A 26,677-nucleotide genomic window follows, 5' to 3' on the forward strand; every position below is an offset into this window, starting at 1 on the left:
TCTTTCGACAGCTCAATGAATTCTGAATTTATTTAATATCTTTCGATATTGAATTGACTGTGCTGAATAATTACCTAAGTAACTATTCTGTTGGTCACTCAGTTTCAATTGAGACTCTAAATTTGTTTGCCGCCTTACTTGCTCAATAAAGAACGAAGTAGCTTGGCTGTTAGAACTCAATCTGTACGAGTGCCCACACAGATGATTGCTTTTTGTTAAAGAACGTTGCGATTAAAGCGCTTAACTTTATCTCGCTAGGGCTGCGCATATTACGCTTTCCTATTTTTTTGTCAACACTTAATTTTAAACTTTATCAAAAATCTAAACTCAAGTTTTACTCGACTTTCTGAGCAGCTCCTGCTTCACTATGCGTTGGAGTTCCCCGTCTCAGTGGGGTCGCATTATAGGGAGAATCGATTTTAACGCAAGCGTTTTTAAAGGCTTTTTTGCATTTAATTTTTACCCCAAAGATACCCCACCTAGACACACATGTTACCCACAAAACCCTGTGGATAACTCATTTTTTTACGCTGTTTACTAAACTATTTACTGTGCTTGTGGTAAGTTGCGCCCGATATTTACAACTCGTTCACTAGGTAACGCACATGACAGATATAATAAATAGTATAAGTGGTCTCTTATGGGGTCATATTTTAGTGTACTTATTAATAGCTGCAGGGCTATTTTTTACAATACGTCTTGGTTTTATCCAATTTGTACAGTTTCCACATATGATTAAAGTCATGTTTCAAAGCCGTCAAGGCTCTGACGGCGGCATTTCTTCTTTCCAAGCATTTTGTACTTCTTTAGCAGCCCGTGTTGGTACTGGTAATATGGCAGGTGTTGCCGTTGCACTTTATTTAGGTGGCGCAGGTGCTATTTTTTGGATGTGGTTAATTGCTTTAATTGGTATGGCTACTAGCTTTGCTGAAAGTACATTGGCACAAGCTTATAAAACACGAGATGAAGAAGGTAACTTCCGTGGTGGTCCGGCCTATTATATGGAGTACGGACTTGGTAAGCGTTGGATGGGTGTTGTCTTTTCATTGTGCTTAATTTTAGCCTTTGGTTTAGTTTTTAACGCAGTACAGTCAAATTCTATTGCTGCGGCTTTTGAAGTCGCCTTTGGTATCCCTAACTATATAGTAGGTATCGCTCTTGTTATTGGGTCAGGTATTATTATATTTGGCGGTCTAAAAACCATTTCTCGATTTGCTGAATTAGCCGTTCCATTTATGGCTGCTGCTTACCTTGTGGTTGCACTTTATATATGTGCTGTAAATTACACTGAGTTACCTGATGTATTTATGCATGTGATCAGAAGTGCTTTTGGTATTGAGCAAGCGGGTGCCGGTGCAATTGGTTATGGGGTAATGCAAGCGATGATCCAAGGGATCAAGCGCGGCTTGTTCTCAAACGAAGCCGGTATGGGTAGTGCTGCGAATGCTGCAGCAACTGCAACACCAAACCCACCTCACCCTGCTTCACAGGGGTATGTACAAATGCTGGGTGTATTTGTAGATACTATTATTATTTGTACTGCAACTGCTGCTCTTATTTTATTATCAGAGCAATTAGTGCCAGGCTCAGATGTAACGGGTATAGCGCTTACACAAGCAGCCCTTGAAGAACATGTAGGCAGCTGGGGTGCCATATTTGTAGCAGTCGCTATTTTGTTTTTTGCATTTACATCTATTGTGGCTAACTACTCGTATGCTGAAACGAACTTATTATTCTTAGAGCATAACCACGCATCTGGCATGTTGATCTTCAGGTTATTAGTGTTAGGTATGGTAATGTTTGGTGCATTGGGCGAATTACCACTAGTGTGGACATTAGCTGATGTATCTATGGGCTTAATGGCAATAGTGAACGTAATCGCATTATTTATGCTCTCAGGTGTTGTGGTGTGGCTTGCTAAAGATTATAACGCTCAGCGACGCGCCGGAAAGTTACCGACGTTTGATCCAAGTAAAAACGACAAACTCAATAAAACTATTCCAAAAGGTATTTGGCGTAAATAATTAGTTTTTATAACTTCAAGTTAAAAACCCGAAACGGCCATTGTCATTTCGGGTTTTTTATTGATTTAACTTTAATCTAAAAGTTACTGATAAATTACTAGTGTGAAGATAGACGTTATTAAAGCCGCCCAATCTACCTATAAGCTCACCTTATCCAAACATTATAAGCATCCTACAAGTAAATTTAATAACCTATGTAGTAGGTCTCAATGCTTATAACGACATCCCTGCTTAGGTTTATATACATTACTGCATAACCATAATAACTAACACTGCGCTTATTATACCAATCCGCAATAATACTCAATCATTTTGCGGGGCTAAACGTGTCGCTATCTGTGTTGAAAAATTCTCATTTAGAACAACTAAATAGCGATTTTTTTGCCTAGCTATCAACCCGTTTTTCCTGCCTCAAAATAGACCGCTTAATTAAGCGAACTGGTATTAAAGAGTCTAGTTTATGATTTAGCTAACGACCTACACTACACCTTGATTAACTTGTAAAAAAGTCTGAAGTGATCAGTGACAATCTGTTGGTGAGCCAAGAGTATGTATCAGACCTTGCAACAAACCATTATTGCTAACAACAGGGGGTAGTAAATTAGTGTGCCTAAAGGGACTTAGTAATAAAGATATGATGATTTAATTAGATTTTACGGAAAGAATATAAAGTGGTGCCCGAGGCCGGACTTGAACCGGCACGACTTGTTAGTCGAGGGATTTTAAATCCCTTGTGTCTACCAATTCCACCACTCGGGCATCGAGTTTGCTAATTAAAGCGTGTGGAGTAATTATTTGGAGGCGGAACCCGGAGTCGAACCGGGGTAAACGGATTTGCAATCCGGTGCATGGCCACTCTGCCATTCCGCCTAAACATATCAAATAATTTGGAGCGGCACACGAGGCTCGAACTCGTGACCTCGACCTTGGCAAGGTCGCGCTCTACCAACTGAGCTAGTGCCGCATAATATTAATTCTAAATAATTTTTTCATAAGTTACATATTGGTGTATGTAACCAAACCACAAAGTGGTGCCCGAGGCCGGACTTGAACCGGCACGACTTGTTAGTCGAGGGATTTTAAATCCCTTGTGTCTACCAATTCCACCACTCGGGCATCGAGTTTGCTATTTAAAGCAAGTGGATAAAACTAATATGGAGCGGCACACGAGGCTCGAACTCGTGACCTCGACCTTGGCAAGGTCGCGCTCTACCAACTGAGCTAGTGCCGCATCATATTAATTCTAAATAAGATTTTTTATAAGTTACATATTGGTGTATGTAACCAAACCACAACGTGGTGCCCGAGGCCGGACTTGAACCGGCACGACTTGTTAGTCGAGGGATTTTAAATCCCTTGTGTCTACCAATTCCACCACTCGGGCATCGAGTTTGCTAATTAAAGCGTGTGGAGTGTTGATTGGAGGCGGAACCCGGAGTCGAACCGGGGTAAACGGATTTGCAATCCGGTGCATGGCCACTCTGCCATTCCGCCTCAATACTAGGTTAGCTTAAAGATAAACTGGAGCGGCACACGAGGCTCGAACTCGTGACCTCGACCTTGGCAAGGTCGCGCTCTACCAACTGAGCTAGTGCCGCTTTGTTTATCTAGGGGGCTATGCCCTCTCAACACGGACGCATTCTACAGAGATTATTAAACGCGTCAACACAAAAAATGCTACTTTTGAACTGTTTGATTATTTTTTATCTAAAATGGTGCGTTATTAGACGTTTACAATCAATTTTTGGTCAATTCTGCCCATGCTGCAACTAAATATTGCACCATAGAACTGAGCGTTAAAAACGTCGCTATATAAAGTAAGCCATAGCTTAAATACATCATCCAGGTATCGTACTGCCAAATTAGGCCAATAATGGCTAACATTTGCGCTGCGGTTTTTAACTTACCCATATCGGATACAGCTACATTGCCGCGTTTGCCTTGCTCAGCCATCCATTCTCGTAGCGCCGATATAACAATTTCACGGCTTATAATAATAAGTGCAGGAATAGTCATATACAAAGATTGATAATGCTCAGATAAAGCAACCAAGGCAGCGCACACCATTACTTTATCAGCAACAGGGTCTAAAAACGCACCAAAAGGCGTTGATTGTTCAAGCTTACGCGCTAAATAGCCATCGAGTATGTCAGTGATTGAAGCAAGCCAAAAAATAAAGGCAGCAACAAAGAATGCCCATGAATAAGGCATATAAAATATCACCAAAAAAATGGGGATAAGAAAGAGTCTAAACGTTGTGAGTGTGTTTGGAATATTCCACATAACTACTTGGATATGTCTTTTTTTCTATATTCGCACATAGGGCTAGCCCTTGTCATGCAAATGGTTAAATATCTTCTCAGCCATGTCAGGACTGATCCCAGGAACTTTCTTTAGCTGTTCTATATTAGCAGCTTTTACGCCTTGCATGCCCCCTAAATATTTTAATAATGTTTGTCGACGCTTTGAACCAACGCCATCTATTTCTTCTAATAGCGACTGAGTTCGCTGTTTTTGACGCTTATTTCGATGTCCTGCAATAGCAAAGCGATGTGACTCATCGCGAATATGCTGAATTAAATGCAGTGCGGGTGCATCAGAATCCATAGGAATAGTTTTACGCCCACCGTCAATAAGTAAAGTTTCAAGGCCTGGTTTACGGCTAGTGCCTTTTGCAACCCCAACTAATAGTGGCATTTTTGCATGCGGCCAGTTTTCAAAGTATTGTTCTGCCCTACCTAATTGGCCTTTACCACCATCAATAAAAATAACATCAGGAATTTTATCTTCATCCACTAACTTGTTATAACGTTTGTTTAGTGCAAATTCCATAGCGGCGTAATCATCGCCACCGGTTATGCCCGTGACGTTGTAACGACGATATTCTTTATTGTTAGGCCCTTGAGAATCAAAGACAACACAACTGGCCACGGTGTTTTCACCCATGGTGTGGCTGATATCAAAACATTCCATGCGATTAATGTCGTCAAGACGCAAGGTAGCCTTTAATTGAGCATAACGCTTGTTTATAGAGTCTTGAGTGCTTTGCTTAACCGTAATACTATTTAATGCGTTTTTATTCGCTAGCTGTAAGTATTGTGCTCGCTCACCACGAGTAACCACTTTAAGCGATACTTTACGTTCACTAATTTGAGTTAGTGCTTCGCTGAGCGCATCACTTTCTTCAATTTCAAATGGTAAGATGATTTCTTTGGCAATGCGCCCTGTTGCTCCCGGCGCTAAGTAATATTGGCCTAAGAAAGAGGTTAAGATTTCCTGCTCCTGTGAGTCTTTAGGCACCTTTGGAAAATAAGTTTTACTACCCAGCACTTTATGATCGCGGATCATTAATAGATGAATCCCATTTAAGCCATTTAAATGGGCAAAACCTACAACATCCATTTCAGCAAAATTACCTGAGATAGACTGCTGCTCCTGCATTTTACGCAATAGCATAATTTGGTCGCGAACTTTAGCTGCGAGTTCAAAATTAAGCTGCTCACTGGCTTTTTCCATTTTAGCGATAAGATCAGCTATTACTTCATGGGATTTACCGGTTAAAAATTTACGGACATAATCAACTTGCTGCGCGTATTCATCTTCAGAGACTTTATTAACACACGGCGCAGAGCAACGTTTTAATTGGTATTGCAAGCATGGCCGACTACGCGCACGGTAGTAGGCGTCTTCACATTGACGTACCGGAAATATTTTTTGCATTAAACGCAAACTTTCTGATACGGCTCCAGCGCTTGGAAACGGGCCAAAATATTCGCCTTTTACTTTTCTGCTACCACGATGAAAGGCTAAACGAGGGTGCTTATGATTCGTGAGTAATATGTACGGGTACGATTTATCATCACGTAACAGAATATTATAACGTGGCTGATATTTCTTAATGAGGTTATTTTCAAGCAGAAGCGCTTCTGTTTCTGTATTAGTAAGTGTGACTTCAATATTACAAATATTACTCACTAAAACACGGGTTTTGCTGTCGGTAATGTTGCTGCGAAAGTAACTGCTCACCCGCTTTTTTAAACTTTTAGCTTTACCGACATAAATAACTTGGTTGTCATTATCGAGCATGCGATAAACGCCAGGCTCACTCGATAATGTTTTTAAAAACTGGGCATGATCAAATTCAGACATATATATCGACTAGTAAGAGATATCTATATCAATCATTTTGTAACGTATGGCTAAATGAGTAAGCTCTACATCGCCCCCTACGTTAAGCTTTTCAAACATACGGTAGCGATAACTGTTTACTGTTTTAGAGCTTAAATTTAAGCGCTCAGCAATATCCTGTGCTTTTTCACCTTTGGTGATCATCAGCATAATTTGCAGTTCACGCTCAGACAAACTTTGAAATGGGTTTTCATCAGTTCGCCCAGTAACCTGTGCAAGCGCAATTTGCTGTGCTATTTCTGGCGCAATATAACGTTGCCCTGCATGCACGCAACGTATAGCACGCACCATTTCATCAGATCCTGCCCCCTTGGTTAAAAAACCATGAGCACCAATTTGCATAACCTTGCTCGGAAATGGGTCTTCACAATTAACTGTAAGCACAATAATCTTTACATCGGGACAATAACGGCAAATCTTTTTAGTTGCCTCAAGCCCCCCCATACCAGGCATGTTCATATCCATTAATACTATATTTGGCGCATGTTGACGACAAAACTGTACAGCCTCTTCGCCTGTTTTAGCTTCACCTATTACTTTAAAACCACGTATGTCATCAAGAATACGTCTGATCCCTGTGCGCACAAGTTCATGGTCATCAACTAAAAGTACGTTAATCAATGGAACACCCTCACTAGCCTAATAAGATGCAAGTTAACAAAATTAATTTTCAACATTAGCATAGATACGACGAAACCATAACTAATATTATGCTTTCGCCGTCGGTCGCTATGACCCAATATTGTCAAAGCGTATTTACCTATCGTAGGTAAATACACCATAGTGATTTAAGCTGAGGCTTTTTCACTAAAACGGTCTACCCACAAAGCAATGATACCGTCGCCAGTTACATTACACGCAGTGCCGAAGCTATCTTGTGCAAGGTACAGCGCAATCATTAGTGCCACTGCACCTTCGTTGAAACCAAGCATACTAGTTAATAAACCTAACGCCGACATTACCGCGCCACCTGGGGCACCTGGTGCAGCAATCATAACCACACCTAGCATCATAATGAATGGCAGCATAGCCATTAGTGAAGGTACTTCCATGCTAGGCGATAAAAACATCACAGCCATAGCACAGGTAACTATTGTAATTGTTGAACCTGATAGATGAATAGTGGCACATAATGGGACTGTAAAGTTAGCTACATCTTCTTTAACGTTATTTGCTTTACTTGATTGCAAAGAGACTGGAATGGTTGCCGCGCTCGACATGGTTCCTAATGCAGTAAAGTACGCAGGTAGCATGTTTTTAATTAGCTCAATAGGATTACGCTTAAGTAATAGGCCCGATACAATATAAAGCACACTCAACCATAACCAATGCATCACTAATGCGGCAATGAGTACTACACCAAAGGCCTGTAATGTATCAACAACGGTACCTGCCACGGTCATTTCAGCAAACACACCAGCAATGTAAAACGGTAATGCTGGGATAATTACTTTAGCAAGTAAACCATCTATAATATCGCGCCCTTGATCAGACACCGTTTTTAATGTGTCTAAACCTAGCTGGCTCATACCAATACCAAATACAAATGCTGTGACTAAAGCAGTCATTACACCCATTAATGGTGGAATTTCTAAGTCAATAAAGCTACCTACCTCGGTGACTGCTTCAGCTTCAAATGAAATTCCACCGCTTAGGAACGGAATAATCGCTGTGACTAATAAAAACGCTAAGGTACCGGCAATAATTGTTGAGCCGTAAGCAAAACCAACCGTTTTTCCCAGTAAATGCCCTGACCCTTTAGGAAGCCCGGCAATCCCAGAGGCAATAAAAAACAAAATAATCAGTGGAATTGTAAAACTAATAAGCTGGCCAATAAGCTCTTTTACTGTGTATAAAAGCTCAACGCCAGTTAAGGGAATATAGAGTCCGACTAAAATACCGGCCACAATACCGGCAATTAATTTTAAGATTAACTTCATGGTGATTACTTTATTGAATTTAGATAATGTGTTTTTATCATGTTTTGAATAGTTTGTGTCAATAAACTGTTCAACCGCAGTTCATTTGCACAATTAACCAACAAAATATAAGTATGTAGTGTTGATTTGTTTAAATAACGACTACATAAACAAAAAATACAGTACAAAGTTAAAAACGAACAAATGGCTTCAAGTTCACCTTTTTAATAACTAAAAAAATAACAGGTTGAGTTTTTAGTTCAATCCGTTATAAGCGGAATTAATATATGTTATAGCCAAAGCTTACTTTAACTTTTTTTATCTCACAGTAAAGTAGGCTTATAAAGTTAACAGACTAACTGTTAATGTGTTGATCAGATTGTACCTAAAGGAACATTATGTCTACTATTTTTGAAGATAACTCACTAAGCATCGGTAACACACCGTTGGTAAAACTTAACCGTGTTACAGGTGGGAATGTATACGCTAAAATTGAGTCGCGTAACCCAAGCTTTAGTATTAAATGCCGTATTGGTGCATCGATGATTTGGGAAGCTGAAAAATCAGGTCAACTTACCAAAGATAAAGAGCTTATAGAGCCAACATCAGGTAACACGGGCATTGCACTGGCATTTGTAGCAGCCTCACGCGGCTACAAATTAACGCTTACAATGCCAAACACCATGAGCTTAGAACGTCGTAAGCTATTAAAAGCACTCGGTGCTAATCTTGTACTAACAGACGGTGCTAAAGGTATGAACGGTGCTATTGCTAAGGCCAAAGAAATTCAAGCATCAGCCCCTGAAAAGTTTATTTTATTACAACAATTTGAAAACCCTGCAAACCCTAAAATTCACTTTGAAACAACTGGCCCAGAAATCTTTGATGCACTTGATGGCAAAATCGATTTCTTTGTTGCAGGCGTTGGTACTGGTGGAACTATCACAGGTGTAAGCCGTTATCTTAAAAAAGAAAAAGGCTTAAATGTAAAATCAATCGCTGTAGAGCCAAGCCACTCTCCGGTAATTAGCCAAACACTTGCTGGTGAAGAAGTAAAACCTGGGCCACATAAGATTCAAGGTATTGGTGCAGGCTTTATTCCTGGGAATTTAGACCTATCAATAATTGATGGTGTAGAGCAAGTCTCTAATGAAGAATGTATAGCAATGTGTCACGAGCTAATGAAAAAAGAAGGGATTTTAGTTGGTATTTCATCAGGTGCAGCTGTGGTTGCAGCGAAACGTATTGCTGAACGTCCTGAAAATGCAGATAAAAATATTGTGGTTATTTTGCCAAGTGCAACAGAGCGTTACTTATCAAGCCCGATGTTTGACGAAGAGTTTAGCGAACAAGAGCTTGTTCAATAATCGAGCGTTCTGATTAAAAAAGGATGTTTTTTAACATCCTTTTTTATTGCTTTTTTAATAAGTTACTATCTATTTAGTTCACTCCTCTTTACATCTTCTCCATTCCATCACACACTTTATGTATAAGTAATCAACCTGACCAAATATGAAAACAATTTTAACCATTTTTGTGCTCATTTTTAGTATTTTGATCGTTGGCTGTAATGAAAATACTAAACCTAAAGAGCAGTATATTGACAATGATCGTCCAGGCGACACTGCTACTGTGTATTTTGATGCGCTTTATAACCAGCATAACTTGCAAAAAGCCAGCGATTTCGCAACGCCTAAATTAGCCCGCATAATGAAATCGTATGGGACGGCCAAACAGTTTGCGCGTAGTCTTATTAATTTACAGTACGATGAAGTTGTGATTGAAATTGATATGTCAAATTCAAGCCTGCGAGAACAGTATGGCAATCAAGCTAAAATAAACATTGTGTTTACCGGTTATTTTAATGGTAAAAAAATCGATGATTTCCGCAGCATTGAAATGCTTAAAATAAAAGGTAAGTGGTACGTAGATAAAATCATCGCCGATCCTTACGGGCGCTGATCAGTCATTCAGAGCCTTAGTAAAGATAACCGTATATTCGAGCTTAAAAAATACACAACATAAAAAAAGCCTTAAATCATAAATTTAAGGCTTTTTTATTATCTTCTTTATTATTATAACTCAGCGTTAGATGTCTTCTGGATTAAAGTTATCAACCGCAATAGCCTGCATTCTTAGCTTATTAGCATGATGCATTGCCTCACCATCAACCTTCGTTACGAGCTCGTGTTCAAGTGCGTAATCAATCGCTTGTTCAATATCATAGGTGGCAGGCACCTTGCCTTTTCGTTGCCACTGTTTCAACTGCTTAAATTGATTGTGCATATCGTGCATTGCTAAGAAAGCATTTTCCATAACACCCGTTCCGGCATTTTCATCCACATAACACAAATGGGTAAGTCTATTTCTAAATACCCCTGGTTGAGTCATGTGCTCGCAAATACGCTGGGCAATAGCATCACTTGGTTTGTGATAATGGTTACCTAATGGAAAAACAATACGCTTAAGTGCAAAGTTAATCACTGGATTAGAAAAGTTTTTAAAGAAGCCATCAAATGCTTGGCCTATTGCATATAACGATGTCTCTATAGCATATTTTACAAAAGGCAAATCAGCTTGTTGACGCCCTTCATCTTCAAAACGCTTTAATACCGTCGATGCAATATATAAATGACTTAACACATCGCCTAAACGTGCCGATATCATTTCTTTACGTTTAAGTTCACCACCTAACATCAACATTGCAACATCCGTTGTAAACGCCAATCCTCGGCTCATTCTACCTAATTGTTTATAATAGACGGCCGTCTCTCCACACACAGGCGCTTTGGCAAAGTAGCTGCGAGTTAAACCATGCACCAAGGCCATACTTGCATTACTCAGTGCAAATACAATGTGCTTCATTAATAAGCCATCAAATTGCTCAAGTGCAGCATCATCGTCATCCATTGCTGCAACTTCCATTTCTTTTAACACAAAAGGATGACAACGGGTTGCACCTTGGCCAAATATCATAAGGTTACGGGTAAGAATATTAGCGCCCTCTACGGTAATAGAGACGGGAATACCCATATAACCGTGTGCTAAATAGTTATTAGGCCCAACCTGAATCCCTTTACCTGCATGAATGTCCATTGCATCATTCATTACCGTTCGACCCATTTCTGTCATGTGGTACTTTGCAATTGCAGTTACTACTGACGGGCTAAGTTTTAAATCAATTGCACCTGCGGTCATTAATCGGCATGATTCCAATGCATAAGTTAGTCCACCAATACGTGCCAACCCTTCTTGTACGCCTTCAAATTGCCCAATTGACACGCCAAACTGTTGGCGTACAACCGTATAAGCCGAGGTCATCTTAGCTGCCAAGTGCCCTGTTGCTGTGCTTAATGCCGGTAATGAAATACCACGCCCTGCGCTTAAACACTCTACTAGCATGCGCCAACCGCGCCCTGCCCCTTGCTGGCCACCTATAATCCAATCAAGCGGAATAAATACATCCTTACCGTACGTTGTGCCATTCATAAACGCCATGTTAAGTGGGTAATGACGCTCTCCTGTTTTAACACCTGGGTGATCAGTTGGAATAAGTGCACACGTTATTCCGAGCTCTTTTTCATCGCCTAACAATCCATCTGGATCGTACATTTTAAATGCAAGACCTAACACAGTCGCCACAGGCGCAAGGGTAATGTAACGTTTTGACCAATTTAAACGCAGTCCCAACACTTCCTTACCATCATGCTCGCCTTTGCACACCACGCCTGAATCTGGAATACTGCCAGCATCAGAGCCAGCCTCTGGGCCCGTTAATGCAAAACAAGGTACATCGTCGCCTTTTGCAAGGCTAGGTAACCAACGATTTTGTTGCTCAGTTGTTCCGTAATGCAGTAATAACTCACCAGGACCTAAGCTATTTGGTACCATGACCGTTACGGCGGCCGTTAAGCTTTTAGTCGCAATTTTTGACACTATCGTAGAGTTAGCAATAGCAGAGAATTCAAGACCCCCAAATTTTTCAGGGATGATCATTGCAAAAAACCCTTCGGTTTTTAAAAAGTCCCAAACCTCTTTAGGTAAATCTTTGTCTTTTTGTACAATTTTATAGTCATCAAGCATGGCTAATAAAGTTTCAACTTGATTATCTATAAATGCAGTTTCTTTTTCACTTAACTTAGGGCGCGGATAATTATGTAACTTTTGCCAGTCAGGCTCACCACTAAATAACTCGCCATCCCACCAAACATCGCCCGCTTCCATGGCTTCTCGCTCTGTTTGCGATAATGGCGGCAACACCTTTTTAAACATCTTAAAAGTAGGTCGAGTAATTAAATTAAGGCGGATATCTTTAATCGCAAACACCACGACCACCACAACCAGTAATATAATAAATACTGACATGAGCACATTCCTTTTACAGTTATAAAAACACTGATTTAATTATGACCGATCTTAATTTAAATACAATGGGCTGTCAGACGAGTGCCACTAAATGATGAAGTTATTCTATTGCGATTAAAATATAACGATGAGTAAAGTCACTAATTTATTACACACAGCAAAAAGCCCACAAAATGTGTAATGCCAGTCAGTTAAGAACTGACTGGCATTTTCTTTTATAGGGGTACTTATTCGGCTTCTTTCTTATCTCCCTTGGATAATGCCTATCTGGTAACCTATCGGGTAAAATAAACAATCTAAGTGTTGTCAGTAACTCATCGTAATGAATAGGCAACTTACTTGCACTATGTATTGGCGTAAACATAAAGAAAGCGATAACCTGTCGCATAGATTGGCTAAAGCTTAGCTGTGTAGGCAAAATATCCTCATCTTTAGTTGCATCAAGCATGACGATACGTATTAAATTGTAAGCGAGTAATAACCCCCATAACTCTTGACGTACCATGTCTGGTTTCTTACTACGTAACGTGTGTTTGCTATGATTCAATCCCTGCTTTATTTCTCTAAACGCCAGCTCAATTTCCCAGCGTTGAGTATAAACCTCTGTTAATTCTTCATATGGAAATCGTAAAGTGTCAATGAGAGAGCTGAGTACACGATAGCTTTTCCCATCCACTTTATAGGTGGTTAATCTTGCCATCATGGTCTCTGGTAATGACTCAAATTTCTTTCTGGCTTGAGGACTTGTGGACAAAATCACTATTTTATCATTGTCATTTATACTATATTCAACTTGATACTGTAAATCCTTCCTCGCGGGTAACATCCAGTGAGTGTTATCTCCTTGGTTTTGCCATTGATGCAACAGTCCTAATGAGTAATAGCCGCGGTCAAACAAGGTAAGAGAATTATCTGGTACGGCTGGTAATAGTCGTTGAGCTAAGCTCATTTCACCTATGCGACGGGAGTCAAAGCTGCTATCTAACAGTAAATGGCTAGATACTTCCATAAGGCTACACATTCGTACTTGTGGGTAGCTTACCTCTCCATGTTGATTACTGTCACTGCCAAATGCTTCTCTGTTTTCTTGATTATCATGAGTTCGAAAACTAACGCCATCTACAGCGAGTAAATTAAGTCCGCACCATTGTTCAAAAGACTGGGTGGAAAAGGTTTTGTGTGCAAGTAATTGAAACGTATGTTGGACTGACTCATAGCCTAACCTTTGCCGACCTTGAACTAGCGCACTTGGCGCTACTAATTTGTTTTTTCCGGGTAAAGAGATGTCGAGTCTATTAGCGATATCCCAAACGGTTTCGTTTCGGAATAAACTCATTCCAATTACAGACCACATAACAGCTTCTAGCGGTAATCGCCTTTTACGCACAGTAGCAACACCTGCATGTTTAAATGCTTGCTCAAGAATATCAGGGTCAAGAACCTGTTTAAGTTTATCTAGTGTATGTACATCATTTAAAAATGAAGACATGTTATCGAAGTGCTGAATGAGAGACATAAAAAAATCCGATATTATTTCTAATATCGGATTTTGAAGCCATGGAAAGATCAGTCAAGTGATCATAAAAATATTCTTAACTGATCTGCATTACACAAAATGTGGGCTTTTTACTACTTAACTGGTTTTAATTATTTAATTAAAACTGAAAACGCATGTTAGCAAAGTAAGCATCGTTATCTGAGTCATCTGCGTTGTTGCCGTAACCCACTTTTAAACCAATGTTTTTATTGATGAAGTGTTGAGCACCAAAGCTGTAGTTGTCTTCTTTATCGTAAGCTGCAAATACAGAAGTCGCTTTAGAGAAGTAGTAGTTTGTTTCTACGTTCCATTGATCATCTGCTTCGTCAAGGCTTACAAATGTACCTTCTACTGTTAAGTAGTTACCTTGTTGTAAATCAACAAAGTATTTAGCAGCTACTGAACGAGAATCAAAATCATCATCTGATTCTACAGTGATACCTACGTAATCTGTATCGTTTAGCATGTGGTTGTATGCTAAAGAAAAGAATGTAACGTTATCACCATCTTTTTGATCAACAAATCTTACTTTTGCAAGTAAGTCAGGGTTGAAGAAGTAACCAGCAGAAAGTGTGTATGACTCGTTGTTAGAGTTGTAATCAGCATTTTGGTAAGACGCACCAACAACAAAATCTTCAACGAAGTATTCACCACCAATAGCAGTCACATCGCCAAAATCGTCATCAGCGTAGCCACCAAATACGTTGCTTTGCTTGTTAATGTATTCGAATTGGTCGTATGGACCTAGTGTGCTCTTTGGAGAGAAGTAGTAAGTAGAGTCCACGCTGATAGTATCGTTGTTATCAGTATCTGTGTAGCCTAAGTTACTGATTGATTGATAGCTATCTGCAGCGTGTGCAGCACTTGATAATAAAAGACCTGAAATAATAATTGCTAACTTTTTCATAATGAAACATCCCTATGTACATTGTTTTTGTACTTTAACTACATTGCTAAAGTGGGGGTATGCTAACGCCGCGAAACTGAACGAAAACTGAATCAAGCAATTGTATTTGTTAGGGAATTTGTAATAAAGTGTTGGAGTAATTTATGTTAAAGTAATCGCAACAAGCTGTAAACAATTACTTTAATTTTACACCGATTTTTGTTTGTTTCTATAATGAATACTGGCTGATTATCCTATAAACATCATTTATGTTATCACCTGCTTTAAAGTCCTTGCTAATAGGCGTTGGATCTGAACCTACCCATATTTTTAACTCAGCGTCTAAATCAAAGTGCCCCGCACTCTCTTTACTGAATTTAGTAATTTTAGAATAGGCAATACTGATCATTTCCATTTTAGACCCTGTCACGCCTTGCTTATCGATTAAAATAAGTCGCTTATTAGTAAAGATAAACATATCACGGACAACTTTATACGCTTTTTCAACTTGCTCACCTTCAATAAGGGTATTTGCCAACACTTTCTCTAAATCAGCGTCATCCACTTCACTGGCATTACCCATTAAACCACTAAATAGTCCCATTATAGTTTCTCCTGTTTAAATATTTGATTTTCTAATGTATGGCCATTTACTAACTGCCGATACTGCCAATTATGTTGGCGACAAAATTGCAATAGTGCTATATCGAGCGGATCACTGGTTGGTTGATACTCAATCACGTACTCTTTGTGCTGGCTCATATAAACACGACTCACCCCCTCAAGTGCTTGGAGTTGTTGCTCCACATTTTGATACACGTCGCTAAGCATTAAGGTGTAAAAGTGCTTATCGGTGTTCACTGCTTTAGTTTGGTGCTCGCTTAATACGCCTTTATCCAAATGGAGTACTTGGGAACACAGTCGTTCTAATTCAGTTAAATCATGTGAACTTAAAATAAACGTCGCTTGGTCACTTAACTGAGATACCAACTCGCGCACTTCTCTGGCATGAATAGGATCAAGCCCTGCCGTGGCTTCATCTAACATTACAATTTGTGGTGAGCCAATTAATGCTTGCGCTATGGTTACACGCTTGCGCATACCGTGGGATAAATCCCCAGCGCGGTTTTTTGCAATTTCGCTAAGGCCCACTAAATCAAGCACACGAAGTGCCTCTACGTGGCTTTGCTTAGTACTCATGCCTTGTAGCTTGGCATAAAAACTAAGTTGTTTATCTATATTAAAACGCGGATCAAGCTGGGCATCTTGCGGTAATGCACTCACTTTATTAAATAAAGCAGCGCTGCCTGGTTTATGGCCGAGTATTTCAAGCTCTCCCATGCTAGGGGCTATATAGCCGCACAGCAAACTAAATAAAGTAGTTTTTCCTGCGCCATTAGGGCCAACAAGCGCAACGGGAGCACCTTTTTGAATCTCAAAATTCACATTATTAAGAGCCAGTTTTGAGCCGTACGATTTACTTAAATTACGCCCTGTGATTAATGATTTCATAGTGAGCTCCTTGCAAAAACACGTTGCGCAACCACAAGTAGCACCGCTGTTTGCACAAGCGGAATAGCCAATGCACTCAATAGCGGTAAGTTCTGTCTCGCTAATAACTCTATTTGCACACCAGGGAATAAATAATCAAGCACACTTAATGCGGGTATTTGCCACTCCAGCAATCCAACAATAATGCCACCGGCTGTAAAATATAAAATGGCTAACACAATAGATAAGCGAGATGAGCTCGCAAAAGTATTAATCAAACTCATTAACGCAACAAACGGCGCAAAAGTAACAATGAGAATTAAAAATATTGAAACTGCACGGCCAACGCCACCAGCAAGTAAGCTCGGATCGCGAAACCCGAGCACCGCCAATGTCGCTACCAATGTAATGCCAACTAAACAGGTTAGTACCGCTAACTGCCCTAAAAATCGACCAAAGAGTATTTCAAAGCGGGTTGAGCGCAGTGATAAAAACCTTAAAGTCCCCCTCTCTCTGTCACCCACAGTTTGATCACTACAAATAAATAAGCTAAAAACAGGAAAACTATACAAAGCAATTAGCCAATACATAGCAAATTCGGCTTCAGGCCAATCAAGTAACTTATTTAATCCAATAGAGCCGGAAATATCACGGGCTATTTGTTCAAAATCGGGGGAGCTGATAATGCCCACTGCCTGCCCTATGGGGTAACGTAAAATAACAAGCCACACTAGCGCAAAAGCCGCCAGTGCAATAAGTCCTCGTTTAGTTAAAAACATACGTACAAGCTCAAAACCCGCAATTTGAGTTAAGCGCCCTACGTTTATTGGTAATGGTGTTGCCATTGACTATCCTTAATGACGTTGTTCATGCTTTAAAATAAGCGTTATTTAACAACACTAAGTGTAAACATGTTGAATTGCTAGCAAAAAAAAGCCTACTCAGAGGTAGGCTTTGTAACAAATAATGTAATTTAAACAATTAGTAATTATAAATGTTGCTCATAAATAGCTAATGCTTGCTGTAAGTCGGCAATTAAATCTTCAGCATCTTCTAAGCCAATGTGCAAACGAATAACAGGTCCATGCTCCCATCCTGTTTGCGAGCGCAGCCCTTTCATTGATAGGTTTGCCGTTACTAAGCTCTCAAAGCCTCCCCAAGAAAAGCCCATTTTAAAATGCTGCAAGCTATCTAAAAAAGCATCAATGGCCTTTTGGTTACCGGTTTTCATTACAAACGAAAACAAACCATTACTACCGTCAAAATCGCGTTTGAAAAATTCATGCCCAGGACATGTTTCAAATGCTGGGTGGCGAATATGATCAACTAACTCGTGCTGCTCTAACCATTTAGCAACCTCAATAGCCGCTTTTTCATGCTGATTTAATCGCACCGCCATGGTACGCAAACCTCGTAGTGCTAAATACGCATCATCTGCACTGGTGCATTGCCCGAGTAAATAAGAGTGTTCACGAAGTGTTGGCCAATATTTTTTATTCGCTACAGCTACGCCCATCATCACATCTGAATGACCTACAATATATTTGGTTGCCGCTTGAATACTAATATCAACACCATGTTCAAGTGGGCGATAGTGCAAACCATTACCATAAGTGTTATCAAGCACCGTCATCACATTATGATCATTTGCAACTTGCACCATAGCGGGAACATCTTGAATTTCCATGGTAATTGAACCCGGAGATTCTAAAAACAACACTTTGGTATTGTCTTGAATGTACTCTTTTATATCTGCGCCAATCATGGGCGGATAATAGGTCGTAGTAATGCCCAGCCCCGCTAAAATCTTGTCGCAAAAATCACGGGTTGGCTCGTAAACAGTATCCACTATTAAAATATGATCACCGGACTTTAAAAACGATAACAATGTTTGGCTTATCGCTGCCGCGCCACATGGGTATAAGGCACAGCCTTCACCCCCTTCGAGTTCAGTAATTGCCTCTTGCAGGGCAAAATGCGTAGTGGTGCCACGACGGCCATAAAATAACGTTTTATCACCGCGTGTTTTAGCCGCTTCTTTAAGCTCACTCACAGAATCAAACACAATCGTTGAAGCGCGCTGTACCACAGGATTGACTACGCCATGGGTGTACGCTTTTTTGCGCCCTGATGAGACTAACTGAGTATTTTTATTTTTGCTCGACATGATTCATCCTTCTATCTGAGTACGCCAATATTCAATTAAATAACGCGAAATTGAATCAGCTCTAGGTAGCTTTAAATGCTCCCCTTGATGGTGCCAATCTTTAAATTGCGCAAGTTCTTCGCGAGAAAACCACTTTGCATCTTCAAGTTCATCTTGCTCTGTGCTTATTTCATCACTGCTTGCTGTGGCAATAAAACCTAACATAATTGACGAAGGAAACGGCCAAGGTTGCGAAGCAATATATTCAGCTTTTTCCACAGTAATACCCGCCTCTTCTTTTACTTCTCGGATCACGGTTTGTTCAAGGGTTTCACCAGGGTCAACAAAGCCTGCAAGGGATGAATACAATCCTTTTGGCCAAGTTGCTTGGCGACCCAATAAGCAGCGTTCAATCCCATCAGAAAATGTTTTAGTTACTACCATAATAACCGCAGGATCGGTACGCGGAAAAGTCTGGTGCAAACACGCAGGATTGTCGCATAATCGAGAGTGACCCGCTTCAACTAAGTGATTTTTGGTACCACAACGGCCACAAAAACTATGAGTGGCATGCCAGTAACATAACCCTCGGGCAAGCGCTGCATTTGAGCCATCTTCAAGCGCCACCTGTGTACCAAACTGGCGAATATCTGCAAACTGGGCGCCATCAATAATCGTTGCTAATAACGACTCTTCGAGTGCGGTTACATCTAGCGCAAATACGGCATTATCCTGCTCATTTGAACCTAAAAAAATAGCCTGCGTTAAATCTAAATGTGCCACCTGTAGGTAAGCCAAATACACCACCTCAGGGCTACTGTTAGCAAATAAGGTGTGATTGCCTTTAACTAAAAGCCATAAGCTGTCTGCTGTTTTTTTTGCGTCTACCCAAGTAGGGTCTTTGCGCGCATTTGAGCCTCTGTCTAATGGCATATTACTGTAGTTAAGCATGTAATTCCTTGATACTAATTGATTCTTAAAATTACCATAATCATCCACTAAACCCAATTTATTACCGCCATAAAAAAAGCCTAAATTAGGCTTAATTAATCTATGCACCCGCTGTATTAAAAATGCTCATGTTGAAGGTGGGCATTCTGCTCAAAATTACACCGAACCAACGCAGCGCTTATACTTTTTAAAGTAGTAACTGATTGTCAATTAAATGAAATTGCTCAGCACTTTGCTTAAGTACCTCTGCGGTTAATTTATCAGCACCGTATACATCACACGGAACATTGTATTGATTTTTTAAGTGCCCAAGTAATAACGCAAAGTCACCGTCACCCGAGAGTAAAATAACCTTATCAAGCTGCTTTCCCTGCTCTAGCATATCTATGGTTATACCTACATCCCAATCGCCTTTTGCACTGCCGTCACGGCGTTGAATAAAGGGTTTTAGTTTTACTTCAAAGCCAATAGCGCGCAAAATATTTTGAAACTGATTTTGCTTTTCATCACCTCGGTATATTGCATAAGCAAACGCACATTCAATATCGTATTGTTGCTCTATCATTCGCCAAAAGGCATTGTAATCAAAGTTTTTACCGTAGCTTTCGCGACAGGTGTAATAAATATTTTGTACATCGACAAAAATACCTACACGAGGTTTACTGCTTTGTTGTGAGGTCATTATTATGTCCTAATGAGTAATACTTGCAATTGCGTGTTAAGTAACCTAAATTAGTTACCAAACCCAATGTAACCAAATACGGTTACATTTTAAGATGTAACCAAAATTAGTTACATATAAATAATCTATCTGGATTTATATGATTGGTGTGATCAGCGGCGATATAATTAAATCGCAAAAAATACCTAAACAACAATACGATGCCATGCTTTATCAGCTAGAGCAAAGTTTACGTGCAAATTGTAATAAAACAACATCTTGGGATATTTACCGTGGGGATGCATTTCAGCTGCAAGTAGAAAAAAGTGAACGGTTAGTTACCACCGCTATTCTTATCTATCTACAGCTCAAATCTGCCGGCTATGAATTGCGTCAAAGCATGGCATTGGGGCACATAGATAACCCTGGTACGAGTATAAAAACCGCTACAGGCTCTGCGTTTACTCTCTCTGGTCATGAGCTAGATAAAATGACAAACCAGCGCTTTACATTTGCTATTGCAGGTCAACCGGTTGATGAGAGCTTCAAGTTAAACTTAGCGTTTGTCGATATATTACTGTGTAAAATAACTCAAAAACAAGCAAACGCTTTGTATTCGTATTTAACCCATACTAATAACAACCATGCTGCCTTAGCTAATGAGCTCAACACCAGCCGAGAAAACGTTACTAAGCTGCTAAATCTTGCTAACTATCAACTGATAGAGCGATTTATTTTACACACACAACAATGGCTTAAAAGCATACAGCAAGGATATGACTAATGGAATTTTCAATATTGCTCGTCGCACTGATTATTGGCCACTTACTCGCTGATTTTTATTGGCAACCCATGAGCTGGGTAAACGACAGAAACACCCGGCATTTTAAAGCAAAAAAACTTTACTACCATGTATTGGTTCACGGAGTTACCAGCGCTGTCGTTGTTGCACTTTGGGAATATAGCTTTGGCTGGCAACAACTAAGCAGCGTATTACTGGCAACCGGTATTATTATGATAAGCCACTACTTTATTGATATTGCAAAATCGTATTCAAATAAAGGCGTGGTGCCTTTTTTATTAGACCAAATTGCCCATATCACCGTCCTTGTTGTGATAAGCATTTGGCTCACTGATAATCAGCAATTTACTAACAATTTTATGGCGTTATTGTTCAACGAAAAAGTGCTGTGGGTTATAACTGGTTATCTTATTATTTTAAGTCCCAGTGCGGTATTTATAAGAATGATGTTAGAGCGTTTAACTAATCACTTTTCTAGTGATGGTAGCCTCCCTTTAGCAGGACAAAGTATTGGTATGCTCGAACGAGTACTTATGCTGACATTTATTTTATTAGATCAGTTTGCTGGGCTTGGGTTTTTAATTGCCGCCAAATCCGTGTTTAGATTTGGCGACTTAAGTGCCAGCAAAGATAAACAACTCACGGAATATGTGATGCTAGGCACGTTACTGAGTGTTAGCGTTACGCTGTTTGTTGGCCTAGGCATTAATTACTTACTGATAAATTAAAAACAAAAAAGCGCTAACCTTAAAGCTAGCGCTTTTTTTGCAGCTGCGTTTAACTAAACGCAGTGACAATTAGTCGTTATTTGCTGGACGACGACGGCGCTGACCAGTGCCCCCTACCGATTGGCGTTTTGCCCAAGGGTTTTGTGCATTCTCGTCTGTTTTTGCTGCTGGCTTTTTAGAGCCACCACGACGGGGGCCTGTACCATTGCCACCATTGTTAGGCTTTTTGCTATTAGGTTTGCTGCTATCAGATTTAGGCTTATTAAATGGTTGTTTTTTCTTTGGCTTTTTAGCAGGCAGTGGGCGAGCATCGAGGGCGCGCTCAGCAACAGGGTTAGCCGGTTCAAAGCATTCTTCTTCAGCACGAGGAATTAACTCGCCAATAAAGCGTTCAATACCGTATAAATCCACTGCATCGTCAACCGTTACAAACGAAATGGCATGCCCTAATGCACCCGCACGACCAGTTCGGCCAATACGGTGAACATAATCTTCATATACATTAGGTAAGTCGTAGTTAACTACGTGTGGAAGCTCAACAATATCTAAACCACGGGCAACAATATCGGTTGCCACTAATACGCGCACTTCACCACTTTTAAAGCCTTCCAATGCTTTAACACGTGCGCCCTGAGATTTATTACCATGGATTGCTGCGCCAACAATATCATCGCGTTCCAGTTGCTTAACTAAACGGTTAGCACCGTGTTTAGTACGGCTAAATACCAGTACTTGTTGCCAATTGTTGCTACGTATTAAATGGCTTAATAAGGCCGTTTTACGCGCTTTATCTACTGCGTACACGCATTGAGTCACGCTTTTAGCAGTCGTGTTTTTGGCAGCGACTGAAATTTCAACCGGATCGTTAATTAACCCTTTGGCCAATGCACGAATGTCGTCAGAAAAGGTTGCTGAGAACATTAAGTTTTGACGTTTTTCAGGCATTTTTGCAATTAAGCGTTTAATGTCGTGGATAAAGCCCATGTCTAACATACGGTCGGCTTCATCTAAAACCAGTACTTCAACGCTATCAAATTTAACCGCGTTTTGATTGTGTAAATCAATTAAACGCCCAGGTGTGGCCACTAAAATATCAACCCCTTTGCGCAGGCGCTGCATTTGTGGGTTAATTTTTACACCACCGTAAACCACAAACGAACTCACATCAGAATGCTTAGCGTATTCTTCAACGTTTTCGCTTACTTGCAACGCAAGCTCTCGGGTTGGCGTTAAAATAAGCGCACGTACATGATTACTTTTTGCTTTAGTGCCCGACGATAAACGCTCAATTAGTGGCAAAGTAAAACCAGCGGTTTTACCGGTACCTGTTTGTGCTGCGGCCATTACATCGCGACGCGCAATAATTGCTGGGATAGCTTGAGCCTGAATAGGCGTTGGCGTTTCATAGCCCTTTTCTAAAACCGCATTAACTAAAGACTGTGATAAACCTAAACCATCAAAACTCATATAAACTCTCTATTTCAAATTAGGCCAAATTGGCCAGTTGCGCGCATTATACCTTTAGTAGCTCAGAATGCATGCCATTATTTACTTTGTGTCAAATCAATACACACAAATACTAAAAAAGCGGCTAAACAGCCGCTTTTTATTTACCTGAGCATTACATATGCTAAAGGATTATTTTACACCTAGCTCACGTAAACGCTCTTGTAAGTAGCTATCTGCTGTGTAGCGTTCAGATAACACCACATCTGGACGAGGATGCAAAAACAAAGGTAATGAAATACGTGATTTGGTTGTTGCTTTACCTGATGGATTAATTACACGGTGAATCGTTGATGGGAAGTAGCCACCTGATGCTTCTTGTAGCATGTCACCAATATTAATAATTAAACTACCAAAATCACATGGCACATCTAACCAACCACCATCGGTTTTTTGAACTTGTAAACCCGGCTCGTTTGATGCTGGTAATACAGTTAATAAGTTAATATCACCGTGCGCCGCCGCGCGAATAGCGCCTGGTTCTTCATCACCTGTCATTGGCGGGTAATGTAAAATACGCAACAACGTTTGCTCAGACTGGGCAATCATATCTTTTAAATCGATAGAGAACTTAGCACGGACTTCTTCAGGCGCTTCAGCCTGAACCCAGCTTAATAATGTTGCCGCAAATTCATTAGCTAAACGGTAGTACTCACGCACATCAGCTTCTAATTGAGCAGGAACACGGCCTTTAGGATAAACATGAAAGTACTCTTTAATGTCTTTTACTGTATGGCCTTTAGCAACTTCTGATACCGACGGTGGAAAATAGCCATCTTGCGTTTCTTTTGAAAATAAAAACTCATGCTTCTGCTCTGAGTTAAAAAAGTCTTGCCAATTTTTATAAATAGACTCAACTAAAGATTGCGGAATAGGATGGTTTTTTAATACGCCAAAACCAGTATTTCTCAACGATTCAACAAATTGCGCAGCCGCATCGTCCGCTTTATAATCAACTGTAGGTAATTGCATGGTACATTCCAGTAAGTAGGTTGTTAGAAGCCATTTACCAATTCGCTTGAGTAAAGATCCATTAAATTAACTAAATATTACATGCTAACTACGCAAAAAAATTATATCTAGTTGTTCTAGATAAGGTTTTTTAAACGCCGATAAACAACGACTTAATACATTAAATTAATCACAGGTTTATGCAAACTGGTATTACATTCAAATATAGCTTAACTACTTAATTCAAGTAATAAAGGCTGCATTTTTATGCTGTGCGAGGATAGACAAACCCCTTTGAAATTATAAGGACATATGTCCGCACTCAATTGGCAAGCCCCTTCTAGCTTGATCGAGATCAAAATAACGCTTGTATTGAATTTTCACCCCATCGTACCAATCTCTTATTTATCAGCACCACACACTTTATCAATTAGTTAAGGTATTCTCATGCGACAAAAAGTCTCTTTTAAAAGCGGTGAATTAGAACTTGCTGGACAACTTGAACAGCCCTCTGGTGAGGTGAAATTTTATGCCTTATTTGCCCACTGTTTTACCTGCTCTAAAGATGTAGCCGCTGCAACACGAATAAGCCGCGCACTCACTCAGCAAGGCATTGCTGTATTACGCTTTGATTTTACAGGGCTTGGTAATAGCGACGGTGACTTTGCCAACAGTAACTTTTCATCAAACATTCAAGACTTAGTGGCTGCTGCCAATCACTTAAGAACACACTTTAAAGCACCTCAGTTATTAATAGGTCACAGCTTAGGTGGTGCTGCGGTGCTTGCAGCAGCAGAGCATATACCCGAAGTGTCAGCTATTACGACTATAGGCGCGCCATCAGATGCCCAGCATGTTACTCATAACTTTGCTGCTCATTTAGATGAAATAAACCAGTCGGGTGAAGCAAAAGTGTGTTTAGCTGGGCGTGAGTTTACGATTAAAAAGCAATTTATAGATGACATCGCCAAATACGATAACAGCCATATAGGTATTCTTAAGCGTGCTTTGTTGGTTATGCACTCTCCTATTGATGCCACCGTGAATATTAATGAAGCCGAAAAAATTTACGCCGCCGCCAAGCATCCAAAAAGCTTTATAAGTTTAGATAATGCCGATCACTTACTCAGCAATAAAGAAGACGCTAACTACGCAGCCAACGTCATTGCTACGTGGGCTAATCGCTATGTTAAATACGAGAAAACACCCTATAGTGCAAAATTAACTAACGGCAGTGTATTAGTTGAAGAAAAAGATCATCAATTCACTCAACACGTGAGTACTAAAAACCATACATGGCTTGCTGATGAGCCTACCGATGTCGGCGGCAAAAACTTAGGCCCAGACCCTTATGATCATTTACTCGCTGGGCTTGGAGCGTGTACTGCAATGACACTTCGCATGTATGCAAGTCGAAAAGAGTTACCGCTAGAGCATATAAAAGTAGAGCTTAACCATACCCGAAATTACAACCAAGATTGTGATGATTGTGAAAAAACCGGCAATCTAGAGGCCATTACCCGCAAAATAACCTTACAAGGAGATTTAACTGACGCTCAGCGAAATCGATTACTCGAAATAGCCGATAAATGCCCTGTGCATAAAACGCTACATAATAGCCCTTTGGTGGTGAGTGAATTAGTGGAGTGACTAAAACAAAGATAGCGCAGCTGTGGCTGCGCTATTTTTAGGATTTTAATTTAAAAGCTGACTGTACCGTTTAATTTTCTAAAAACGCCGCTACCTCTTTACTCATTCTATCCACCAGCCATTTAGGCCCGCCATCGTACATATCGTTATGACGTGATTCTGATATCAACGTTTGTGTAACAGGATAAACAGTTAACTCTTGGTCGGTTAAAAGCACGTTCACATCGGCTGGGTAATCACTACCTCGAAGTGTGAGCACATGTATGTTTTTATTGCGTGGCAATAACATGCGGCGGTGATCGAGCGTAATTAATTGGCTTACTTCATTTGGGTAAATAGCTGCATACAAGGCTGAGATATCTCCACCATTTGAGTGACCAAATAAAGTGAGTTTTGTAAACTCATACTCAGGGTATTTAACACTTAGCTCGTTGACTAAAAACTTGAGTGTTACAACACCCCGGTGCCAATTTTCCATACGGGTAATCAAATAAGGCTGTGCACCATTAAGCGTAGGGTCGCTTTTAAGCTCATGTGCTACCGCAATGCTTAAATAGCCTTGCGCATTAAATAGCTTACTCGCAAAAGTGTATTCATTGTGGCTAATGCCATACCCCGCATTTACAAATACCACTGGGCATTTTACTTGCGCGCTGCACTTAAGGTGGTTAGTTGGTAGGGTAATATTTACAGGTATAGAGCGATTACGACTATCATCAATGATTGCATCGTCTTGGGCATAACTTGATGATGCAAATAGCGTAGTACTTAAAGTCAGCGCACTTAATATTAAACGCTTTTTTATAATTTTTAACATGCATTTCATTGTATTATCTATATATTTTTAACTAGTATTAATTTTTATTATAAAG

22 protein-coding genes and 8 tRNA genes are annotated in these 26,677 nt (G+C 40.1%); 6 read left to right on the forward strand and 24 right to left on the reverse strand.

Annotated features, from left to right (window positions below; all coding sequences use genetic code 11):
• Nucleotides 1–605: 605 nt before the first annotated feature.
• The gene (locus A9479_RS16620; RefSeq protein ID WP_064664057.1) at nt 606–2,024 is read left to right on the forward strand and encodes a sodium:alanine symporter family protein; all 1,419 of its coding nucleotides are present in this window, start codon (nt 606–608) and stop codon (nt 2,022–2,024) included.
• A gap of 672 nt (nt 2,025–2,696) precedes the next feature.
• Here A9479_RS16620 and A9479_RS16625 read toward each other — a convergent pair.
• The 12 genes from A9479_RS16625 to A9479_RS16680 all read right to left on the reverse strand — a co-directional run bounded on the left by A9479_RS16625 (nt 2,697) and on the right by A9479_RS16680 (nt 8,152).
• Nucleotides 2,697–2,783, reverse strand: a tRNA-Leu gene (locus tag A9479_RS16625).
• A 37-nt stretch (nt 2,784–2,820) separates the two neighbouring features.
• Nucleotides 2,821–2,894 (reverse strand) — tRNA-Cys (locus A9479_RS16630).
• Between the two features lie 18 nt (nt 2,895–2,912).
• Nucleotides 2,913–2,988: transfer RNA gene (locus tag A9479_RS16635), tRNA-Gly, on the reverse strand.
• A 65-nt stretch (nt 2,989–3,053) separates the two neighbouring features.
• Nucleotides 3,054–3,140, reverse strand: a tRNA-Leu gene (locus tag A9479_RS16640).
• 39 nt (nt 3,141–3,179) lie between these two features.
• Nucleotides 3,180–3,255 (reverse strand) — tRNA-Gly (locus A9479_RS16645).
• A gap of 66 nt (nt 3,256–3,321) precedes the next feature.
• Nucleotides 3,322–3,408 (reverse strand) — tRNA-Leu (locus A9479_RS16650).
• A 36-nt stretch (nt 3,409–3,444) separates the two neighbouring features.
• A tRNA-Cys gene (locus A9479_RS16655) sits at nt 3,445–3,518 on the reverse strand.
• 28 nt (nt 3,519–3,546) lie between these two features.
• Nucleotides 3,547–3,622 (reverse strand) — tRNA-Gly (locus tag A9479_RS16660).
• A 139-nt stretch (nt 3,623–3,761) separates the two neighbouring features.
• Nucleotides 3,762–4,307 carry a CDP-diacylglycerol--glycerol-3-phosphate 3-phosphatidyltransferase gene (pgsA, locus tag A9479_RS16665; RefSeq protein WP_013464594.1) on the reverse strand — a complete coding sequence of 182 codons (546 nt, stop codon included), beginning with the start codon at nt 4,305–4,307 and terminating at the stop codon, nt 3,762–3,764.
• 42 nt (nt 4,308–4,349) lie between these two features.
• Complete coding sequence (gene uvrC / locus A9479_RS16670; RefSeq protein ID WP_013464593.1) at nt 4,350–6,173, reverse strand: excinuclease ABC subunit UvrC; 1,824 nt, start codon at nt 6,171–6,173, stop codon at nt 4,350–4,352.
• Between the two features lie 9 nt (nt 6,174–6,182).
• Nucleotides 6,183–6,833, reverse strand: a complete 651-nt coding sequence (gene uvrY / locus A9479_RS16675) for a UvrY/SirA/GacA family response regulator transcription factor (protein WP_016899482.1) — start codon at nt 6,831–6,833, stop codon at nt 6,183–6,185.
• A 167-nt stretch (nt 6,834–7,000) separates the two neighbouring features.
• Complete coding sequence (locus tag A9479_RS16680) at nt 7,001–8,152, reverse strand: dicarboxylate/amino acid:cation symporter (RefSeq protein ID WP_016899481.1); 1,152 nt, start codon at nt 8,150–8,152, stop codon at nt 7,001–7,003.
• 377 nt (nt 8,153–8,529) lie between these two features.
• Between A9479_RS16680 and cysK the strand changes: the two genes are divergently transcribed.
• Together cysK and A9479_RS16690 are read left to right on the forward strand one after the other, a co-directional pair.
• Nucleotides 8,530–9,498 (forward strand): cysteine synthase A, encoded by a 969-nt coding sequence (cysK, locus tag A9479_RS16685; RefSeq protein ID WP_064664058.1) that lies wholly within the window; start codon nt 8,530–8,532, stop codon nt 9,496–9,498.
• 145 nt (nt 9,499–9,643) lie between these two features.
• Complete coding sequence (locus tag A9479_RS16690) at nt 9,644–10,093, forward strand: hypothetical protein (protein WP_013464590.1); 450 nt, start codon at nt 9,644–9,646, stop codon at nt 10,091–10,093.
• A 126-nt stretch (nt 10,094–10,219) separates the two neighbouring features.
• Here A9479_RS16690 and A9479_RS16695 read toward each other — a convergent pair whose 3' ends face one another.
• The 9 genes from A9479_RS16695 to A9479_RS16735 all read right to left on the reverse strand — a co-directional run bounded on the left by A9479_RS16695 (nt 10,220) and on the right by A9479_RS16735 (nt 20,189).
• Nucleotides 10,220–12,496, reverse strand: a complete 2,277-nt coding sequence (locus A9479_RS16695) for an acyl-CoA dehydrogenase (RefSeq protein ID WP_064664059.1) — start codon at nt 12,494–12,496, stop codon at nt 10,220–10,222.
• Between the two features lie 187 nt (nt 12,497–12,683).
• Entirely contained in the window at nt 12,684–14,012 is a 1,329-nt protein-coding gene (locus A9479_RS16700) for an IS4 family transposase (RefSeq protein ID WP_064664060.1), read from the reverse strand.
• 139 nt (nt 14,013–14,151) lie between these two features.
• Nucleotides 14,152–14,940, reverse strand: coding sequence for a putative porin (locus A9479_RS16705; RefSeq protein WP_013464588.1), 789 nt, complete (start codon nt 14,938–14,940; stop codon nt 14,152–14,154).
• Between the two features lie 208 nt (nt 14,941–15,148).
• Nucleotides 15,149–15,523: a PH domain-containing protein gene (locus A9479_RS16710; RefSeq protein ID WP_013464587.1), complete on the reverse strand. Its 375-nt coding sequence runs from the start codon at nt 15,521–15,523 to the stop codon at nt 15,149–15,151.
• Nucleotides 15,523–16,431, reverse strand: coding sequence for an ABC transporter ATP-binding protein (locus A9479_RS16715; protein WP_013464586.1), 909 nt, complete (start codon nt 16,429–16,431; stop codon nt 15,523–15,525). The genes A9479_RS16710 and A9479_RS16715 overlap by 1 nt, the downstream gene beginning before the upstream one ends.
• Nucleotides 16,428–17,255, reverse strand: a complete 828-nt coding sequence (locus A9479_RS16720) for an ABC transporter permease (protein ID WP_064664061.1) — start codon at nt 17,253–17,255, stop codon at nt 16,428–16,430. The genes A9479_RS16715 and A9479_RS16720 overlap by 4 nt, the downstream gene beginning before the upstream one ends.
• 143 nt (nt 17,256–17,398) lie before the next feature.
• The gene (locus A9479_RS16725; protein ID WP_013464584.1) at nt 17,399–18,577 is read right to left on the reverse strand and encodes a cystathionine beta-lyase; all 1,179 of its coding nucleotides are present in this window, start codon (nt 18,575–18,577) and stop codon (nt 17,399–17,401) included.
• Nucleotides 18,578–18,580: 3 nt separating this feature from the next.
• Complete coding sequence (gene nudC, locus A9479_RS16730) at nt 18,581–19,507, reverse strand: NAD(+) diphosphatase (RefSeq protein ID WP_064664066.1); 927 nt, start codon at nt 19,505–19,507, stop codon at nt 18,581–18,583.
• Between the two features lie 187 nt (nt 19,508–19,694).
• Nucleotides 19,695–20,189, reverse strand: a complete 495-nt coding sequence (locus A9479_RS16735) for an NYN domain-containing protein (protein WP_033103902.1) — start codon at nt 20,187–20,189, stop codon at nt 19,695–19,697.
• 139 nt (nt 20,190–20,328) lie between these two features.
• Between A9479_RS16735 and A9479_RS16740 the strand changes: the two genes are divergently transcribed.
• Both A9479_RS16740 and A9479_RS16745 read left to right on the forward strand, forming a co-directional pair.
• Nucleotides 20,329–20,952 carry a hypothetical protein gene (locus A9479_RS16740; RefSeq protein ID WP_064664062.1) on the forward strand — a complete coding sequence of 208 codons (624 nt, stop codon included), beginning with the start codon at nt 20,329–20,331 and terminating at the stop codon, nt 20,950–20,952.
• Complete coding sequence (locus tag A9479_RS16745; RefSeq protein ID WP_064664063.1) at nt 20,952–21,698, forward strand: DUF3307 domain-containing protein; 747 nt, start codon at nt 20,952–20,954, stop codon at nt 21,696–21,698. Before A9479_RS16740 ends, A9479_RS16745 begins: the two co-directional genes overlap by 1 nt.
• Nucleotides 21,699–21,767: 69 nt before the next feature.
• Here A9479_RS16745 and A9479_RS16750 read toward each other — a convergent pair whose 3' ends face one another.
• Both A9479_RS16750 and A9479_RS16755 read right to left on the reverse strand, forming a co-directional pair.
• Nucleotides 21,768–23,165, reverse strand: coding sequence for a DEAD/DEAH box helicase (locus tag A9479_RS16750; RefSeq protein WP_064664064.1), 1,398 nt, complete (start codon nt 23,163–23,165; stop codon nt 21,768–21,770).
• Between the two features lie 171 nt (nt 23,166–23,336).
• Nucleotides 23,337–24,176, reverse strand: coding sequence for an isopenicillin N synthase family oxygenase (locus tag A9479_RS16755; RefSeq protein WP_013464577.1), 840 nt, complete (start codon nt 24,174–24,176; stop codon nt 23,337–23,339).
• A 426-nt stretch (nt 24,177–24,602) separates the two neighbouring features.
• Here A9479_RS16755 and A9479_RS16760 point away from each other — a divergent pair, with 426 nt between their 5' ends.
• Nucleotides 24,603–25,805 carry a bifunctional alpha/beta hydrolase/OsmC family protein gene (locus tag A9479_RS16760; protein WP_064664065.1) on the forward strand — a complete coding sequence of 401 codons (1,203 nt, stop codon included), beginning with the start codon at nt 24,603–24,605 and terminating at the stop codon, nt 25,803–25,805.
• Between the two features lie 70 nt (nt 25,806–25,875).
• Here A9479_RS16760 and A9479_RS16765 read toward each other — a convergent pair whose 3' ends face one another.
• Nucleotides 25,876–26,622 (reverse strand): alpha/beta hydrolase, encoded by a 747-nt coding sequence (locus tag A9479_RS16765; protein WP_064664067.1) that lies wholly within the window; start codon nt 26,620–26,622, stop codon nt 25,876–25,878.
• Nucleotides 26,623–26,677: the final 55 nt, after the last annotated feature.

It is taken from the genome of Pseudoalteromonas sp. MQS005 (genome assembly GCF_001661605.1).
GTDB classification, from domain to species: domain Bacteria; phylum Pseudomonadota; class Gammaproteobacteria; order Enterobacterales; family Alteromonadaceae; genus Pseudoalteromonas; species Pseudoalteromonas tetraodonis.

Coding starts and splice junctions, on each gene's coding strand:
- pgsA (WP_013464594.1), bottom strand. CDS start 4,307: ATGTGGAATATTCCAAACACACTCACAACGTTTAGACTCTTTCTTATC.
- A9479_RS16740 (WP_064664062.1), top strand. CDS start 20,329: ATGATTGGTGTGATCAGCGGCGATATAATTAAATCGCAAAAAATACCT.
- A9479_RS16755 (WP_013464577.1), bottom strand. CDS start 24,176: ATGCAATTACCTACAGTTGATTATAAAGCGGACGATGCGGCTGCGCAA.
- A9479_RS16700 (WP_064664060.1), bottom strand. CDS start 14,012: ATGTCTCTCATTCAGCACTTCGATAACATGTCTTCATTTTTAAATGAT.
- A9479_RS16750 (WP_064664064.1), bottom strand. CDS start 23,165: ATGAGTTTTGATGGTTTAGGTTTATCACAGTCTTTAGTTAATGCGGTT.
- uvrC (WP_013464593.1), bottom strand. CDS start 6,173: ATGTCTGAATTTGATCATGCCCAGTTTTTAAAAACATTATCGAGTGAG.
- A9479_RS16710 (WP_013464587.1), bottom strand. CDS start 15,523: ATGGGACTATTTAGTGGTTTAATGGGTAATGCCAGTGAAGTGGATGAC.
- A9479_RS16720 (WP_064664061.1), bottom strand. CDS start 17,255: ATGGCAACACCATTACCAATAAACGTAGGGCGCTTAACTCAAATTGCG.
- A9479_RS16760 (WP_064664065.1), top strand. CDS start 24,603: ATGCGACAAAAAGTCTCTTTTAAAAGCGGTGAATTAGAACTTGCTGGA.
- A9479_RS16690 (WP_013464590.1), top strand. CDS start 9,644: ATGAAAACAATTTTAACCATTTTTGTGCTCATTTTTAGTATTTTGATC.
- A9479_RS16705 (WP_013464588.1), bottom strand. CDS start 14,940: ATGAAAAAGTTAGCAATTATTATTTCAGGTCTTTTATTATCAAGTGCT.
- A9479_RS16735 (WP_033103902.1), bottom strand. CDS start 20,189: ATGACCTCACAACAAAGCAGTAAACCTCGTGTAGGTATTTTTGTCGAT.
- A9479_RS16680 (WP_016899481.1), bottom strand. CDS start 8,152: ATGAAGTTAATCTTAAAATTAATTGCCGGTATTGTGGCCGGTATTTTA.
- A9479_RS16745 (WP_064664063.1), top strand. CDS start 20,952: ATGGAATTTTCAATATTGCTCGTCGCACTGATTATTGGCCACTTACTC.
- A9479_RS16620 (WP_064664057.1), top strand. CDS start 606: ATGACAGATATAATAAATAGTATAAGTGGTCTCTTATGGGGTCATATT.
- A9479_RS16765 (WP_064664067.1), bottom strand. CDS start 26,622: ATGTTAAAAATTATAAAAAAGCGTTTAATATTAAGTGCGCTGACTTTA.
- A9479_RS16695 (WP_064664059.1), bottom strand. CDS start 12,496: ATGTCAGTATTTATTATATTACTGGTTGTGGTGGTCGTGGTGTTTGCG.
- cysK (WP_064664058.1), top strand. CDS start 8,530: ATGTCTACTATTTTTGAAGATAACTCACTAAGCATCGGTAACACACCG.
- nudC (WP_064664066.1), bottom strand. CDS start 19,507: ATGCTTAACTACAGTAATATGCCATTAGACAGAGGCTCAAATGCGCGC.
- A9479_RS16715 (WP_013464586.1), bottom strand. CDS start 16,431: ATGAAATCATTAATCACAGGGCGTAATTTAAGTAAATCGTACGGCTCA.
- A9479_RS16725 (WP_013464584.1), bottom strand. CDS start 18,577: ATGTCGAGCAAAAATAAAAATACTCAGTTAGTCTCATCAGGGCGCAAA.